Source organism: Prevotella sp. khp1 (assembly GCF_900102205.1).
GTDB classification, from domain to species: Bacteria; Bacteroidota; Bacteroidia; order Bacteroidales; family Bacteroidaceae; genus Prevotella; species Prevotella ruminicola.
The window spans coordinates 297009-312866 of sequence record NZ_FNJZ01000001.1 but is presented as its reverse complement, the minus strand read 5'-3'; the positions used below and the strand labels follow the sequence as shown (position 1 = coordinate 312866).

Below are 15858 nucleotides of genomic sequence, written 5' to 3'. Positions count from 1 at the left end.
CGTTGTTATCCGAATACAAAACGCAACGAGGCGTACAGCTGGATAGCAAAGATATAGATGATAATCAGGGAAGAGCCCTGACGTAAACCATAGGAGAGGATGTCGAGCACATCTTCTCCTTTTTGTTTGTTGCCCGATATAATACCATACACCACCGAGAACAGCGTAATGCCAAAGCAGATGATAGGCACCAGACCACGACTGAATGCCGATGGGAACAGATGGCCGCTGAACGACAGAAGTATGGCATGGGGCATCAGGGTAAGCATGGAGATAACCAAGGCGTAGAGCACCACAAAAACGATGGCTACACGCAGTGCCAGACGGTTACGGAACGATGCCTCGCCCCTGGCGGTGAAATGCCGCAACACCCCACTCTGCTTTAAGCTACCGCCAGCAATGAGTGCTAACAGTAGCCAAGCCAGCAGTGGATTGGCAATGATGTTGGAGAACCCGCCAAAGAACCAGCGTATGCCCTCGGATGAGAGCATAGAGCGTACACCCTCGATACGGGCTGCGGAGAGCAACCACGACACGATGACCAGCACACACTCGGCCACCAACAACCCCATGCATACACGACTACTCTTCATCGGCTTCGAGATTATCGATATCCAGAATACGCAGCTCTAAAGCACGTACCACCAAACGGGTGGCGTTGATACCGCTGGCACCCTCGGGGAACAGCTTCTGAATCAACTCGTTCTGACGCTTTTCCAGGCTCTTCACGCCAAAAGGCATGCCGCGCAGGTTGGTAATCTGCTCCTTGGTAAAACCTAAGGCTAGATGGCGCAGGAATCGCTCGTCGTACTCGTCTATCTCGTAGTTTACCAGGGCCTCCTGCTTAACCAGTTCGCCACTAACGGCACGCTTAAAGCGCTCTACAATCTTTTCGAGGATAGGCTCGTTGAACACCAGCTGTTTGCCATCCATCACGGCCGATACATCGCGACGTGTGAGCAGCTCGCCTGTCTTCAGGATGATACCATCGGCACCAGCATCGAGCACATCAACCCACAGCTTCTCGTTCAGTATCTCACCAGTAAAAATCAGCACCTTTACATCGGGATATACCTCCTTGGTGTGGCGGCAGATTTCTACACCTACGGTAGTAGAACCACCCAGACCCAAATCGAGCAGCACCAGGTCGGGCTTCTGCTGCTTGATGAGGCGCCAGTAGGCCTGCTCGTTCTCGGCTGTTCCAATCACTTCGGCCTCGGGAATATCACTCTTCACGATGCCAAGGGTGCCCTTAAGCTCCAGGGGCACATCTTCTACTATTATTACTTTGAAGTTTTCCATACGCTTGGTAATGTTATAATCATATTTGTTGTATTGTCTTGTATAGTGGCATAGATACCGCAGCCACGGCGGTTGGTGGCCTCACCAAGGTCGCGTACTATCTGGCGGCACAGCAGGTAAGGCAGATGATCCTTCGAGGGCGTGAACAGATCGGCAGCCTGACTCTCGGTAAGCTTGAGTTGAGGCATGGGCACACGCACCTCGATATAACCGCCATCGCGTGGCGTATATTCGGGCTGCAGCTTGGCACCGGCCTGTTTGCGCAGGATATCAAAGAGATAGCGCACCAAGGTTTCGTCGCCCAGGATACTATGATGCAACGGCTTGAGATGCAAGCGGGTGCGCTCAGTTTGGCGTAAGGCCTGCTGCGACAGAACACCGTAAAGCTCACGGTAATAGGTGGTTACCTCGCCTAACGATTCCATGTCGCCCGTATCAAGCAACTGCTGGATGCGCGAGGGATAGTACATGGTTTCGTGCTTAAGAGCCGACAAGCAGTTGTCGAGTACGGCATTCGATACATGCAGGTTGCTATCGTCAAGCTCGGCACGGCGCAACTCATCGTCGAGCAGTTCCAGATCGGTAATACGCTGCTGTTCGCGTAAGAACCTGTCATACAGGCGGTGACGGTAATACAGCAGGTAATAAGCGGGCACGATGGATATCATCAGCAGTATCAGCAGGATGATAGCTATCGTTTTGTTGGTTTGCGACTGCTGCATGTTTCTACAGTAATCGCCCAATGTATTATCGGCCGACATCTCCTTAAACAGCTGTGTGTAGATGCGGTTGTTGTAGCTGTAAAGCTGCCACTCGTGCAGTGCCAGGGCTGCCACAGCACTCTCGTTACGGATGTCGAGAATAATATGATAGTTGGTTTTCACACTATCATGGAACCACTTGATTTCGGGGGGCATCAGCGATGGATTACCCATCCGTCGCATCAGGTATCTACCGCGTGGTACTTGCTGACGGTAATGCAGGTTCAGGTAGTATCTACAGGTATCGGCAAAGCGCAGTGTACGCTCGTAATTGCCGTTGATATTGCTGAAGTAAGCCGAATCGGAATAGATACTGGCCATACCTAAGGCGTCAATCTCAGGTTGCTGGGCCAGCATCTGCATGGGTAGCATCGACAGCAGCACAATAATCAGTCGGGCTATGCCGCGTGGCAGTCTGAAGAACAGTCGTGAGCCCTTGCCCAAACTGCTGGTAGCACCAATTTTGCACACAGAGAATATCTGACTGATCTTACGATACTTCTCGATGATACCCTTACAGTTAAGCAATCCAAAGCCATGACCTTCGACTATTTTATGATCGAAGAGATGATCAAGCTGCTCCTGAGTCATACCCATACCAGTATCCTCAACAGCTATCTCAACATAATCATTAGTCTGTGTGGCTGATACATTCACCCTACCCTCACGGTCGGTAAACTTACGGGCGTTATCGGCCAGGGTGTTCAGCATAAACAGTGTCAGCACGCGGTCGGCCTTTACAACGGCCTCTGTGGGCTCTACGTTCAGTTCTACGCCCTTCATCTGGAACGAGGTGCGTCCCTTAAGCAGCACATCAAACAAAGGCTGTAACGGGAAACTCTCGATGTGCAGACTGAGTTCGCCCTGGCGTAGCTGTATCCAGTACGTCAGCACATCGTTGTAAGAGTTAATCTGATTGATGAGCTCACGGATATAAGTTAATCGTTCCTCGCGGTTAGAACTATCAGTTTCCAGCCTAGAAACCTCGTGGATGATGCGATCGATGAATGGTGTGGTATTGCATACCAACGACACCTTGGCACGCTGCTCCAGGTTGCGACGCTCGTTGTTCTCAACCTGCAACAGCTGGGCAGCCAGTTGCTCGTTCTTTTGCTCAAACAGGTTATCGGGCTCATCAGGCTGCGATTTCTTCTTGTTCAGGTAGTTAAACAGCCACAACGAGAATAACAGCAGGATAATGGCCGCTACAACGAGTAAGAGCATCAGGTTAAGCTGTGTAAGCTGTCGTTCGTACTGGTAGGCACGGGCCTCGAGCTGACGGTCCTGACGGGTAGTCTCCTGCAGGTCGAGGTACAAATTGCGGTTCTCGTCGCTCTGCTGCTTATCATCAATGGCAGCGTAAGCCACACTGAGCTGTTCGCGGATAGATGCCACCAGATCAGGAGCCTGATTGATGATGGAATCCGACAGAGCCTGCTCCAGATTAAAAAGTGCCGAACGGTAGTCGCCTATCTGTCGGAAGCACGATGCCAGCGTACGGTAGGCACCGGCTATCTGGTACACATCGCCATAGCGCTCAAAGATATTCAAGGCATTCTCGGCCAGGAAACCTGGCAGAACCTCCTCTTCTACCCCTAAGGGATTGATAAACTTGAAAGCAGGCAGGTTATCGTCGATCAGTTGACGACGATATGTGGGATCCATCAGATGCTCTGAAAGGGCCTCGAGGGCATTGGCGGCAAAATATGGGTAATCGCCTTTACGTGCCGTGAGGAAGCAGCGCATCAGCTTATCGAACTCCTCTTGGTTAATCTCCTGTTGGGTTCCCTGTGTGATAATACCACCGGCACCGATGTTATACAGATAGTTGAGGTACTGTGCTGTATCGCGCTGTACTTCTTCGGGATTGATGGCATTAAGCGCATCAATCGACTGCTGTTCGAGTCCTACATAATAATAGTAGGTAGAGTTTACGATGGCATATTCGGTTTCGGCATACAGCAGCAAACGTTCATCGCGCTCGGTAAGCTGGTTGCGCTCTTCGTTGATACGCTGCATGGTACGGTCGGCCATCTCACGGAACTCGTGGAAAGCACGGTTATTAGAGCGGCGCTGACAAAGGCGCATCTGCTGAACGTAAGCTATCAGGTGCTGCAGCTGGTTATCGGTTGTTTCGATAACATCGTTTAATTGCTGTTCGGCATCATTGTAACGCATACGTACAATGTTGACGAAAGCCATATTGTTGAGAGCCTCTGCACGACCAGCTGGATAGTTGGCTGCCAGTTCGTACGAACGGCGTGCAATGGCTTCGGTAGAGTCGAGATTACGATAGTGATAGGCATAGGATTGAGAATTCAGCTTGTCGACCGCTTGCCTATCAGGGCGTGCACAAGCTGAGATCAAGATGGTTGATAATATGAATAGCCAGAATTTCATGTTAGTTAAAAAACGAATCCCCCTCGCTCACTTTTTCGGAGCGAGAGGGATGATATTGTATTAAGCACGGGCCTTAGCGATGTAACCGAGTGCCTCTTTGCACTTATCGGTAACATACTGCCAATCGCCGGCCTTAACCTTATCGCTTGGGAAGAGCTTTGAGCCCATACCAACGCAGTAAACACCTGCCTTGAACCACTTAGTGAGGTTCTCCTCCTCAGGAGCAACACCACCAGTAACCATGATCTTCGACCAAGGCATTGGAGCCTTCAGACCCTTAACCATGTTAGGACCTACTACATCGCCAGGGAATACCTTGGTGAGGTCGCAACCCAACTCCTGAGCCTTACCAATCTCGCTAACGGTCATACAGCCTGGGCAGTATGGAACCAGACGACGATTACATACAGGCGCAATCTCGGGGTTGAACAGAGGACCTACAACGAAGCAGGCACCCAGCTGCAGGTACATAGCTGCTGTGGGGGCATCAACAACTGAACCGATACCCAGAGCCAGCTCAGGGCACTCCTTATCGGCCCACTTTACCAGCTCGCCAAATACCTCCTGAGCAAAGTCGCCACGGTTAGTGAACTCGAAAGCACGAACACCACCCTCGTAGCAAGCCTTTACTACATTCTTACAAACTTCGACGTCCTTGTTATAGAAAACAGGAACCATAGGTGCTGCGGCAATCTTTGCCATCACCTGCAATTTATCAAACTTTGCCATAATTGTCAATCTTCAATTTTCAATTTACAATTAACGCTGTACACGTCCATTGGCATTACCACCAGCCAAACTCTCAACCTCGTCAACTGATACCAGATTGAAGTCGCCATTGATAGTGTGCTTCAGAGCCGAAGCAGCAACAGCAAACTCGAGAGCCTCGCCCTGAGTAGCCTTGGTGAGCAGACCATGAATCAAACCACCTGAGAAAGAGTCGCCACCACCAACACGGTCGATGATTGGATTAATCTCGTAGCGCTTGCTCTGGTAGAACTCCTTACCATTATAGATAAGAGCCTTCCAACCATTGAAGGTTGCGCTGTAGCTCTCGCGGAGTGTAGAAACAACATACTTGAAACCAAACTCCTGCATCATCTGCTTGAAGATGCCCTCGTAACCGGCTGCATCGGTCTGACCACCCTCTACATCAGCATCGGGCTTGAATCCGAGACAAAGCTCAGCATCCTCTTCGTTACCAATACAAACATCAACATATTTCATCAATGGGCGCATGATTGAAATGGCCTTCTCGCTGGTCCACAGCTTCTTACGGAAGTTCAGGTCAACTGATACTGTTACACCATGGCGCTTTGCAGCCTCACAAGCCAGCTTGGTGAGCTCGGCAGCCTTATCGCTGATAGCTGGGGTGATACCACTCCAGTGGAACCAGGCAGCACCCTCCATGATAGCGTCGAAATCGAAATCTGAAGGATCGGCCTCGGCGATTGAAGAATGAGCACGGTCGTAAATAACCTTTGATGGACGCATTGAAGCACCTGTCTCAGCATAGTACAAACCTACACGGTCGCCACCACGAGCAACGAACTGGGTGTTTACACCATAACGACGAAGTGCGTTAACTGCAATCTGTCCGATTTCGTGCTTAGGCAACTTAGATACGAAGTAAGCCTCGTGACCGTAGTTGGCCACCGAAATTGCTACGTTAGCCTCACCACCACCAGGGATGATGCGGAATGACTCACTCTGAATGAAACGGTCGTTGCCCTGAGGCGAGAGGCGAAGCATAATTTCGCCCAAAGTTACAATTTTTGCCATTGCTTTGTTTGATTTTTTTGATATATTTTCAACTTATTTTGTTCGTTTGTGAGGCAAAGATAGGAAGTTTTTTTGAGCCACGCAAATTTTTAGCAGGTTTTGTGCTAAAAAACTTACGGAAACGATTTCGAAGCAAATAAATGACTAAGAAATTTGGAAAATCAGAAATTATTTGTACCTTTGCACAAAAATCTGAGATTATGGCAAAGGAGAATATTACGATTAAGGATATTGCTGCACGCGCAGGAGTGTCGACGGGTACCGTTGACCGTGTGCTTCACAATCGTCCTAATGTGTCTAAAGCAGCATTGGAAAAGGTAAACAAAGCTCTGGAGGAAATGGACTACCGTCCAAATATGTATGCCTCGGCTTTGGCATATAATAAGGAATATACCTTCTATTGTGTTTTACCCAAGCACGAGCAGGAAGCTTACTGGGATGAGATTGAGGAAGGTGCAATGGCTTGTACCGAATTCCGTCGCGACTTTGGTATCAAGCTCAAGTTCATTTATTATGAGCGATTCAATCCACCTGCATTCACCAAGATGGTTCGCGAATTATTTACCGCCAAGATTGATGGCGTGATTATCGTACCAGCCACATTGGAGCAGACTGCCCGTTTTACCGAAAAACTAATCGAAAGAAATATCCCCTATGTGCTGCTCGACTCGTATATGCCTGATTTGAAACCACTGTCGTTCTTCGGTCAGGATTCGTTTGCCAGTGGCTATTTCGCAGCTAAGATGCTGATGCTGATTGCCAATAAGGAAAAGGAGATTGCCCTGATGAAGCAGACACGCGATGGTATCGTGGGTTCTAAGCAGCAGGCTAACCGTGAGACAGGGTTCCGCCATTATATGGTCGATCACTTCCCTAAGATTAAGATTACCGAAGTGGATCTGCCTCTGGATGAGGATCACAAGGATTACGATGGTATTCTGGAGAAGTTCTTCTCTACCCACCCTCACGTACATCATTGTATCACCTTTAACTCGAAGGCTCACATCGTTGGTGAGTTCCTGCAGAAGAGTAATCGTCGTAATGTGCAGATTATGGGATACGATATGGTGGCTAAGAACGAGGAGTGTGTACGTAAAGGCAGCATTTCGTTCCTGATAGCCCAGCATGCTTACCAGCAGGGATATGCTAGTGTTGATGCACTGTTTAACGCTATCGTGATGAAGCGTGCCGTGAATCCCGTGAATTACATGCCTATCGAGATCCTGACCAAGGAAAACGTAGATTTCTATCGTAGAACAGCAATATAAACTAAAACAAAACAGTAAATAAAAGAATGGAACAAGCTACATTTTTAAAGATTAACCCTGCCGATTCGGTAGTGGTTTGTTTACAGCCCAAAAAGAAAGGAGAGATTATTGAAGTAGATGGTAAGCAGATTACCGTGAATCAGGATACACCAGCAGGCCATAAGGTACTGATAAAGGACGTGGCAGCTGGTGCCGACATTATCAAATATGGCTATCCCATCGGTCACGCTATGCAGGATCTGAAGGCTGGCGACTGGGTGAACGAGAATAATCTGAAGACCAATCTGGCTGGTACTCTCGAGTATACATATAATCCTGTAAACGAGCAGCTTAATATCAAAAATGACAACCGTAGCTTTAAGGGCTATGTACGTAAGAATGGCGACGTGGGTATCCGTAATGAGATTTGGATTGTGCCCACCGTTGGTTGTGTGAATGGTATTGCCGAACGTCTGGTTAAGGAGTTGAAGAAAGAAACCAACGAGCAGGGTGTGGATGCTATCTATGCCTGGCATCATAACTATGGTTGTTCGCAGTTGTCGGAGGATCATGAGAACACTCGTAAGGTGCTGCGTGATATCTGCTTGCACCCCAATGCTGGTGCCGTATTGGTGCTGAGCTTAGGTTGTGAGAACAATCAGCCCGAGGACTTCATGAAGATGCTGGGCGATTATGATAAGGATCGTATCAAGCTGCTGGTAACCCAGCGTGTCGACGATGAGATGGAGGCTGGTATGGAAATGCTGCGCGAACTGTATCAGCTGGCCAGCAAGGATGTGCGTACCGAAGTGCCTGTTAGCAAACTGCGTGTAGGTTTGAAGTGTGGTGGTTCCGACGGATTCTCTGGTATCACCGCTAATCCACTGGTTGGCGAATTCTCTGACTGGCTGGTAGCTCAGGGTGGTACATCGGTATTGACCGAGGTGCCCGAGATGTTTGGTGCCGAGACTATCCTGATGAATCGTTGTACAACCGAAGAACTGTTTAACCAGACAGTTTCGATGATTAATAACTTCAAGAACTATTTCCTGTCGCATGGTGAACCTGTTGGTGAGAACCCAAGTCCTGGTAACAAGGCTGGTGGTATCTCAACCCTCGAGGATAAGGCGCTGGGATGCACACAGAAGTGTGGTAAAGCCCCTGTGAGCGGTGTGATGGAATATGGCGACAGACTGCAGAACCCAGGCTTGAACCTGCTTTCGGCTCCTGGTAATGATTTGGTAGCAGCTACTGCTCTCGCCTCTTGTGGTTGTCATCTGGTATTGTTTACTACTGGTCGCGGTACGCCATTCGGCACATTTGTACCAACCATGAAGATTGCCACCAATCCTGATCTGGCTTCGCGTAAGAAGAACTGGATTGACTTCTCGGCAGGTCAGCTCATCGAGGGTCGTACCATGCAGGAGCTGGTTCCTGAGTTTATCGACAAGGTATTGGCTGTGGCAAGTGGCGAGAAAGCCAAGAACGAAGAGAACGATTATCGTGAAATATCAATCTTTAAAAACGGTGTAACACTGTGAAGAAAGGAATCATCGCATTATCACCCATCGTGGTGTTTATCTTATTCTACTTAGTCACCAGCATCATTGCTGGTGACTTTTACAAGATTCCCATTACTGTAGCCTTTATGGTTTCGAGCATCTACGCCATTACTGTATTTACCGGTAGGCCACTGATGCACCGAATCAACAGCTATAGCCGTGGAGCCGCCACCGAACAGATGATGCTGATGATTTGGATATTTGTGTTAGCAGGTGCCTTTGCGCATTCTGCCAAGCAGATGGGTAGTATCGATGCTACCGTTAATCTGGCATTAAGTCTGCTACCACCACAGATGATATTTGCGGGTATGTTTCTGGCAGCCTGCTTTATCTCGCTTTCTATCGGAACAAGCGTGGGTACTATTGCAGCCCTGACGCCCATTGCCGTAGGTCTGGCCCAGGAAACAGGGGCCGACTTGGCTATGATGACCGCTATTATTGTGGGTGGTTCGTTCTTTGGCGATAATTTGTCGTTTATCTCCGATACCACCATTATGGCTACCCAAACGCAAGGATGCCGGTTAAGCGATAAGTTCAGGGTTAATGCATTTATTGTGATGCCTGCTGCATTGGTGATACTGGTTGTTTATTATTTCCTTGGTCAGGATACCATTGCTCCACAGCAGATTCCGGCTGTTGAATGGGTAAAGGTAATACCTTACTTAACGGTGCTTGTAACGGCTGTATGCGGCATGAACGTGATGGCTGTATTAACTATAGGTATCGTGCTGTGTGGTATCATTGGCATGTTTACAGGTTCTTTCGATATCTATGGATGGTTTGGCGCCATGGGCGACGGTATCATGTCGATGGGCGAGCTGATTATTGTAACGATGATGGCAGGCGGTATGCTTGAGCTGATTAAACAGCAAGGCGGTATCGACTTTATCATTAATATGCTTACACGTCGTGTTAGCAGTAAGCGCGGTGCTGAACTGAGTATTGCCACACTGGTATCGCTGGTAGATGTTTGTACTGCTAATAACACGGTTGCCATCTTGACTGTAGGCGATATCGCCAAACAAATTGGCGATCGCTATGGTGTAGATAATAAGAAGTGTGCCTCGATATTAGACACATTCTCATGTACGGTTCAGGGGTTGATACCTTATGGTGCTCAGTTGCTGATTGCAGCTGGTTTGGCATCGGTTAATCCTGTTGCCATCCTACCCTATCTTTACTACCCATTTGCACTGGGTATTGTAGCCATTCTATCTATCTTACTGCGTTATCCCAAAAGATACTCATGAATATTATTCAGCGAAACTTTTTCAGACTACTTCGATGTGGTGCTTTCCAGACAACTGAGGTGCTGGAGCCGATGTCGGTACATAAATGGAACAAACTGTATCAGCTTGCCACTGTGCATAGTGTTCAGTCGTATGTATATCAAGGTCTTAAGAGCTGTCAGGATCAGTTCGCTCTTCATTTAACCGATGCGCAGTGGAAACAATGGCTTACGGCTAAAGAGAACGATGAGGATAACGACGAAGATGAACTGTTGCGCCCCGATAAGTTGACTAATCCTTTGCTGAACCGACAGCTGCAGAATATTCTCGACGATGAACAGTCGGATATTAATACGCGTAGAATGTTAATCCGTATTATCAGTATAGCACGAAGAATCTTGAACGAGGGTCTGCCTTTGAAACTGCTGATTGAATTAGGTTTGACGCTTCGTGCAAACAATAGCAAAGCGGATTACGAGGTGTTGGGTAGCTGGCTGAAGAAATTGCATTTTGAGCAGATGGCACAGCTTGAGGCTACACTGCTGATGGATTTGTTTGGTTTGGAAGCAAAGGATATTCCTTTTGCCGAAAGTGATGCCGACCGCAAAACAATTGTTGTAGCAAAGGAACTGGCCGAATATACTAATATCCGTCAGGACTTTTATTTCTCACAAGGCTCGGATAGTATTTTTGTACACACCAGCAACGGCGGTGCCTTGATTAATCATATCAAGCGCTCTGCCCGATATATGCGTTTCATACCTTCAGAGGCATTTACCAATTTCTTTGCATCATTTGCCCATTCGCTTACGCATATCGAAGAATGATACATTCTTCCCTACATGGCGTATGTGATTGAACCTGATTTCGCGCAATCCATGATTGCCCATGAATCGGCTTTTATCCACGCTTCCACGGATACCTACAATGCGTCCATGACTGGTGTATTGCCACATGGTGATATCGCGTCCGTCGGCCAATACGGGCTCTTCTTCGGTGTACATCGCAATCATCAGCTTGTAATCATTAATCTTGCCTACAAGATGCTTATTGTAGAAGTTACGGAACGTATATATCAGTGGTTGCTGATGATAGGCTTCTTCGATTAAATCCAGAAAAGCATACAGCGAATCGCAGAATTCCTCAGATGATAGTCCGCCTGTGGTCTCAACATCAATCATCGGTATCAGGTCCTGTTCGCCTGGTCGGCATTGAGTCATAAAGTTCTCAAGCTGAGTCAATACAGGCGTTTTAGGACGGAAGAAGTGATAGGAACCAACTTTCAGTCCGTGGCGGTGGGCTAAGTCGATATTGCGCTCGTATTGGGCATCTATGCGGTCGCCTCCCTCGGTAGCTTTCAGATACACATAAGCCATCTTGGTGTTCTCGCCTACTGTCTCCCAGAATACTTCGCCCTGGTAATGCGACAGGTCGATACCATGCACATGGCTGCACGTATCCTCGCATTGTAAGAATGGATCGTAATTAGGATCGGTAAGCAAACGTGGATCAGGACGGTATTGGGCTACCGCACGTTTCTTTGTTTTCTTACCTTTTTTATGCTTGCTCACCACTCTCTGTGTTCTGTGCTTAGAGTGGTGTTTGTTGTATCTTGAACGTTGAGCAAATCCGTCGTTGGCGCCGAGCATTAACATGCATAATGTCAGCAATATATATAGTTTCTTCATTATAATCCTTGTTTTGCGATGCAAAGATACTAAAAAAACAAATAAAAATGTAGGATATTACATATTTCTTTGTAACTTTGCCGCAAAATTTGATTTTATGCATAAGATTATTATAGGACTTTTAGGGATAGCGTTACTATGCTCGTGTAATAAAAAAGACGATCCGGAACCTACACCTGAACCAACGGTTTACGACCGAACTGTACTTGTATATATGTCAGGCGAGAACGACCTGACAACAAGCGGCTTTATGGCTGATGATTTGCTGGAGATGGACGAGGGCTCGTATCAGTTGAACGATAACCAGCATCTGATTGTATTTATCGATTCGGTAGGAACAACCAATCCGCCACATATTATTGAGATTGCAAAAGGTAAAAGAAAGGTGCTGTATCAATATAACAGCGAATTTGCTGCCAGCGATCCCAGTAAATTCCGTGAAGTAATACAATGGACGATAGATAACTATCCGTCGAAGGATTATGGCCTAGTACTCTGGGGCCATGCTACAGGATGGGCAGTAGATGCCGATTCTGTTGCCAATGTTCAGCGAACCAGAGCCTATGGTTACGATTACGGATATGAATCGTATATCGGTAGAAAGGCCTTGAATATTACGCAGATGGCTAAAGCGCTCGAGGATATGCCAAAGTTTAAGTATATCTTTGCCGACTGCTGTTGCTTTATGTGTGTAGAGAGTGCCTACGAACTCCGTAATGCAGCTGATTATCTGATTGGTTCGCCTGCCGAGATTCCTGGCGCTGGTGCACCATATGATAGGATCATGTCGTCGCTTTTCTCTAACTCAAATTCTTTCTATCAGAATATCTGCGATATATATTACGATTTCTATCTTGATGCTTATAATTCAAGTACTTATGATTACTTGAACTTAGATGGATACAGTGTACCTATGTCGGCAGTAAAACTCTCAGAGATGGAATCATTGGCTCAGGCCACAAATCAGATCCTGGCTACCATTTCTTCGGAAATAACCAGTCCTGCGGTATTAGACCTCTCTAAGTTGCCATTCTACTTTGCAAGTACTACTTACACCGATATGAAGGTGATGTACGATATGTCGTCGGTATTCTACAAATATGCTTCAGTAAGTGATTATACCCAATGGTTGACGACATATAATAAGGCTGTGCCCTACTCTCTCGTATCAACCAAATGGCAAACAGTTTATAATACTCTTTATAATAGCTTTGATAGTTTTCCTGATAACAACGCTATGTGGGGAGGCCTGAGCATGTATTTCCCTCAGCAGGGATACGATAATTTTAACTACAAATTCAATACACGCATAAAAAACTACCAATGGTATTATAGCGTGAACTGGAGCAAATACGGCTGGTAGAAAGATTGCTAAAATAGATGTTTTTGCAAAGTACCTGAAGAATTTTTGCGCTTTAGGTACTTTGCATATGAAAAGTACTTAGGAAATATTCTCATGGATTACAACTTTAATCTTCGAAATACGATGACCATCTAACTCCGTAACCTCGAAGGTGTAGTTCTTGTAGTCCAAACGCTCGTGCAGCTCAGGGAAATCACCCTTAATCTCAAGCAGCAGTCCTGCCAGCGAATCGGCATCACCCTCAACATCTTCGAATGTCTCATCATCGATATCCAGAATCTTGTAGAAATCGCTTAGCAAGGTCTTTCCCTCGAATATATAGGTGTTGGCATTAATACGTGTGTACGACTTCTCTTCCTCGTCGTACTCGTCATTAATTTCGCCTACAATCTCCTCCAGGATATCCTCGAGCGTAATAATACCGCTAGTACCGCCAAACTCATCTACCACAATAGCAATGTGTACCTTGTTCTCCTGGAAATCGCGCAGCAAATCGTCGATTTTCTTTGTCTCTGGTACAAAGTATGGTGGACGTATCAATGACTGCCAACGGAAAGTGGCAGGCTTTGACAGGTGTGGCAGCAAATCCTTGATATAAAGGATACCGCGGATATTATCAATGGTATCCTGATAAACAGGAATACGCGAATAATTATTCTCGATAATACATTTCAATACTTCGGGGAAAGGCAGACTAAAGTCGAGGTCAACCACATCCTGACGACTGGTCATTACCTCTTTGGCAGTTTCATCGCCAAAGCGCACAATACCCTCAAGCATATTCTTTTCGTCCTTCAACTCCTCTTTATCGGTAAGTTCCAGAGCCTGCTCCAGGTCGTCTACGCTCAGTGCACGATTCTCCTTCTGTACCACCTTCTCGGCGATGATACCCGAGCGGATGAGTACCGATGATAATGGATAGAACAACTTGCGCAGCACCATGATGCTACCTGCTACCCTACGGCAGAAAGATAAGGCACGCTGACCTGCATAAACCTTTGGCATAATTTCGCCAAACAGCAACAGCAGGAATGTGAGCAATACAGTAATGACTACAAACTGCAGCCAATAGGCACCGCCGAAATCCACTACATGTGCAAAGAAATAGTTGCAGAGCATGATAATGGTTACGTTTACCAGATTGTTAGTAATCAGTATCGTAGCCAGTGTACGCTCCGAATCCTCGCGTAATTGAAGAATATTTTTATCCGAATCGTTCTTCTCGTCGTTCAGCTCATTCAAATCGTTAGGCGACAGTGAGAAGAATGCAATTTCAGAGCCAGAGGCAAAACCGGAAAACAAAAGAAGTAAACCTGCTATTATAATAGCTATCACAGCACCCATGGTTGGTGCTGTGACAGTTACTTCACTCAGGATTTGTTGAAGATAGTCCATTGTCTGATTTTGGTGAAAGCATTTCCATATTATCCGCCCATATCTCGGTGGCATAGCGACGCTGACCTTGTTTGTCATCGTACGTAGTATAGCGGATGCGGCCCTCTATATAAAGCTTATCTCCCTTATGTACGTATTTCTCTACAATCTCAGCCAGTCGACGCCAAAGAATTACATTATGCCAATCAGTATGATCGGGCACCTGTGTGCCATTCTGCAGCGTATAACCACGTTCGGTTGTTGCTAATCTGATACGAGCAACTGCTACACCTTGGTCAACATATCTTACTTCGGGGTCTTGGCCAACATTGCCAATAAGCATTACCTTATTCATAATAGGAGCGTTTATATAGATTGATTACTTAGCTTTGCCGAGAAAACGGAACTTAAAGTTCTTACCCTTAGGTGATGGGAACTGACTACGCGAGTCAACACGGTCGCGCAGATAGTCGATCATGCGCTCATAGCACTCCATACCCGAGAATGCCTTTACACGAGCAGCAAACTGGGTGTCGCGATACTGGAACTTACCAGTACCAGGTACTAAAAGAACGCGCTTAAAGTCTAAATATCCTTCGTACCATCCTTCGTTAATCTCATTCAGTCGCATCAAGGTAGGTGTTACCTTCGAAGGTTGTTCGTTCGACTCTGCCGAATGAACAGCTTTCTTATCTTTGAAGTCCTGCATGGTAGCAGCTTCGGTCTTTATAATGATAAAATAAACACGAGGATGAACTTTATATCTTTTGGGATAGAAAACGTCGCTTGATGCATACTCACGAATATCTGCTTCAAGAAGCGGATTCATCTCAATCTCATCTATCGAACTTAAAAATTCTATAGCCTCGTCTACGGTTGGTACGAGAGTTTCTCGATCAAAATATCTTAAGTATAAATTCATGTTTGTTTTGAAAAAGATGTTGTTTTCCTATAAAGAAGAGCGGAAAACGGGACTCGGACCCGCGACCCCAACCTTGGCAAGGTTGTGCTCTACCAACTGAGCTATTTCCGCAAGAATGTCAATTTAAAAATGGTGAAGAGGAGGAGACTCGAACTCCCACGTCGCAATTGACACTACCCCCTCAAAGTAGCGCGTCTACCAATTCCGCCACCTCTCCAACATACGCTG

General features: G+C 46.7%; 14 protein-coding genes and 2 tRNA genes. 5 read left to right on the top strand and 11 right to left on the bottom strand.

What is annotated here, in order from left to right:
* Positions 1 to 5: 5 nt before the first annotated feature.
* From BLR73_RS01410 to BLR73_RS01390, 5 genes are read right to left on the bottom strand one after another with little or no spacing between them, the layout of a single operon-like run.
* Complete coding sequence (locus tag BLR73_RS01410) at positions 6 to 593, bottom strand: AbgT family transporter (protein WP_073042441.1); 588 nt, start codon at positions 591 to 593, stop codon at positions 6 to 8.
* A complete protein-coding gene (locus tag BLR73_RS01405) occupies positions 583 to 1302 on the bottom strand; it encodes a DUF5932 domain-containing protein (RefSeq protein ID WP_091858149.1) in 720 nt (239 codons plus the stop codon). The genes BLR73_RS01410 and BLR73_RS01405 overlap by 11 nt, the downstream gene beginning before the upstream one ends.
* Positions 1284 to 4463, bottom strand: a complete 3180-nt coding sequence (locus tag BLR73_RS01400) for an ATP-binding protein (RefSeq protein WP_091858146.1) — start codon at positions 4461 to 4463, stop codon at positions 1284 to 1286. The genes BLR73_RS01405 and BLR73_RS01400 overlap by 19 nt, the downstream gene beginning before the upstream one ends.
* Before the next feature lie 60 nt (positions 4464 to 4523).
* Positions 4524 to 5192 (bottom strand): bifunctional 4-hydroxy-2-oxoglutarate aldolase/2-dehydro-3-deoxy-phosphogluconate aldolase, encoded by a 669-nt coding sequence (locus tag BLR73_RS01395; RefSeq protein ID WP_033150862.1) that lies wholly within the window; start codon positions 5190 to 5192, stop codon positions 4524 to 4526.
* Positions 5193 to 5222: 30 nt separating this feature from the next.
* A complete protein-coding gene (locus BLR73_RS01390) occupies positions 5223 to 6245 on the bottom strand; it encodes a sugar kinase (protein ID WP_013065722.1) in 1023 nt (340 codons plus the stop codon).
* Between the two features lie 200 nt (positions 6246 to 6445).
* Between BLR73_RS01390 and BLR73_RS01385 the strand changes: the two genes are divergently transcribed.
* Genes BLR73_RS01385 through BLR73_RS01370 form a run of 4 tightly spaced genes read left to right on the top strand, consistent with a single transcriptional unit; the run spans position 6446 to position 11110 of the window.
* The gene (locus BLR73_RS01385) at positions 6446 to 7513 is read left to right on the top strand and encodes a LacI family DNA-binding transcriptional regulator (RefSeq protein WP_033150863.1); all 1068 of its coding nucleotides are present in this window, start codon (positions 6446 to 6448) and stop codon (positions 7511 to 7513) included.
* A gap of 26 nt (positions 7514 to 7539) precedes the next feature.
* The gene (locus BLR73_RS01380; protein WP_033150864.1) at positions 7540 to 9033 is read left to right on the top strand and encodes a UxaA family hydrolase; all 1494 of its coding nucleotides are present in this window, start codon (positions 7540 to 7542) and stop codon (positions 9031 to 9033) included.
* Positions 9030 to 10304, top strand: a complete 1275-nt coding sequence (locus BLR73_RS01375; RefSeq protein WP_013063488.1) for a Na+/H+ antiporter NhaC family protein — start codon at positions 9030 to 9032, stop codon at positions 10302 to 10304. Before BLR73_RS01380 ends, BLR73_RS01375 begins: the two co-directional genes overlap by 4 nt.
* Entirely contained in the window at positions 10301 to 11110 is an 810-nt protein-coding gene (locus tag BLR73_RS01370; RefSeq protein ID WP_013064227.1) for a hypothetical protein, read from the top strand. Before BLR73_RS01375 ends, BLR73_RS01370 begins: the two co-directional genes overlap by 4 nt.
* On the opposite strand, the gene BLR73_RS01365 is transcribed toward BLR73_RS01370, so the two are convergent.
* Positions 11075 to 11971 (bottom strand): glycoside hydrolase family 25 protein, encoded by an 897-nt coding sequence (locus BLR73_RS01365; RefSeq protein ID WP_369793393.1) that lies wholly within the window; start codon positions 11969 to 11971, stop codon positions 11075 to 11077. The genes BLR73_RS01370 and BLR73_RS01365 overlap by 36 nt on opposite strands.
* A gap of 97 nt (positions 11972 to 12068) precedes the next feature.
* Between BLR73_RS01365 and BLR73_RS01360 the strand changes: the two genes are divergently transcribed.
* Positions 12069 to 13334, top strand: coding sequence for a clostripain-related cysteine peptidase (locus BLR73_RS01360; protein ID WP_176763585.1), 1266 nt, complete (start codon positions 12069 to 12071; stop codon positions 13332 to 13334).
* Positions 13335 to 13412: 78 nt separating this feature from the next.
* On the opposite strand, the gene gldE is transcribed toward BLR73_RS01360, so the two are convergent.
* The 5 genes from gldE to BLR73_RS01335 form a co-directional block, all read right to left on the bottom strand.
* On the bottom strand, positions 13413 to 14729 hold the full coding sequence (gene gldE / locus BLR73_RS01355) for a gliding motility-associated protein GldE (RefSeq protein WP_091858140.1): 1317 nt from the start codon (positions 14727 to 14729) through the stop codon (positions 13413 to 13415).
* A complete protein-coding gene (locus tag BLR73_RS01350) occupies positions 14701 to 15063 on the bottom strand; it encodes a single-stranded DNA-binding protein (RefSeq protein ID WP_013063962.1) in 363 nt (120 codons plus the stop codon). Before BLR73_RS01350 ends, gldE begins: the two co-directional genes overlap by 29 nt.
* A 24-nt stretch (positions 15064 to 15087) precedes the next feature.
* Positions 15088 to 15630, bottom strand: a complete 543-nt coding sequence (locus tag BLR73_RS01345) for a hypothetical protein (RefSeq protein ID WP_013064992.1) — start codon at positions 15628 to 15630, stop codon at positions 15088 to 15090.
* Between the two features lie 38 nt (positions 15631 to 15668).
* Positions 15669 to 15741 (bottom strand) — tRNA-Gly (locus BLR73_RS01340).
* Positions 15742 to 15760: 19 nt separating this feature from the next.
* Positions 15761 to 15847 (bottom strand) — tRNA-Leu (locus BLR73_RS01335).
* Between the last annotated feature and the right edge of the window lie 11 nt (positions 15848 to 15858).

Excerpts from the sequence above, each read along its gene's own strand:
- BLR73_RS01410 (WP_073042441.1), bottom strand. The coding sequence starts at position 593 with ATGAAGAGTAGTCGTGTATGCATGGGGTTGTTGGTGGCCGAGTGTGTG.
- BLR73_RS01405 (WP_091858149.1), bottom strand. The coding sequence starts at position 1,302 with ATGGAAAACTTCAAAGTAATAATAGTAGAAGATGTGCCCCTGGAGCTT.
- BLR73_RS01400 (WP_091858146.1), bottom strand. The coding sequence starts at position 4,463 with ATGAAATTCTGGCTATTCATATTATCAACCATCTTGATCTCAGCTTGT.
- BLR73_RS01395 (WP_033150862.1), bottom strand. The coding sequence starts at position 5,192 with ATGGCAAAGTTTGATAAATTGCAGGTGATGGCAAAGATTGCCGCAGCA.
- BLR73_RS01390 (WP_013065722.1), bottom strand. The coding sequence starts at position 6,245 with ATGGCAAAAATTGTAACTTTGGGCGAAATTATGCTTCGCCTCTCGCCT.
- BLR73_RS01385 (WP_033150863.1), top strand. The coding sequence starts at position 6,446 with ATGGCAAAGGAGAATATTACGATTAAGGATATTGCTGCACGCGCAGGA.
- BLR73_RS01380 (WP_033150864.1), top strand. The coding sequence starts at position 7,540 with ATGGAACAAGCTACATTTTTAAAGATTAACCCTGCCGATTCGGTAGTG.
- BLR73_RS01370 (WP_013064227.1), top strand. The coding sequence starts at position 10,301 with ATGAATATTATTCAGCGAAACTTTTTCAGACTACTTCGATGTGGTGCT.
- BLR73_RS01365 (WP_369793393.1), bottom strand. The coding sequence starts at position 11,971 with ATGAAGAAACTATATATATTGCTGACATTATGCATGTTAATGCTCGGC.
- BLR73_RS01360 (WP_176763585.1), top strand. The coding sequence starts at position 12,069 with ATGCATAAGATTATTATAGGACTTTTAGGGATAGCGTTACTATGCTCG.
- gldE (WP_091858140.1), bottom strand. The coding sequence starts at position 14,729 with ATGGACTATCTTCAACAAATCCTGAGTGAAGTAACTGTCACAGCACCA.
- BLR73_RS01350 (WP_013063962.1), bottom strand. The coding sequence starts at position 15,063 with ATGAATAAGGTAATGCTTATTGGCAATGTTGGCCAAGACCCCGAAGTA.
- BLR73_RS01345 (WP_013064992.1), bottom strand. The coding sequence starts at position 15,630 with ATGAATTTATACTTAAGATATTTTGATCGAGAAACTCTCGTACCAACC.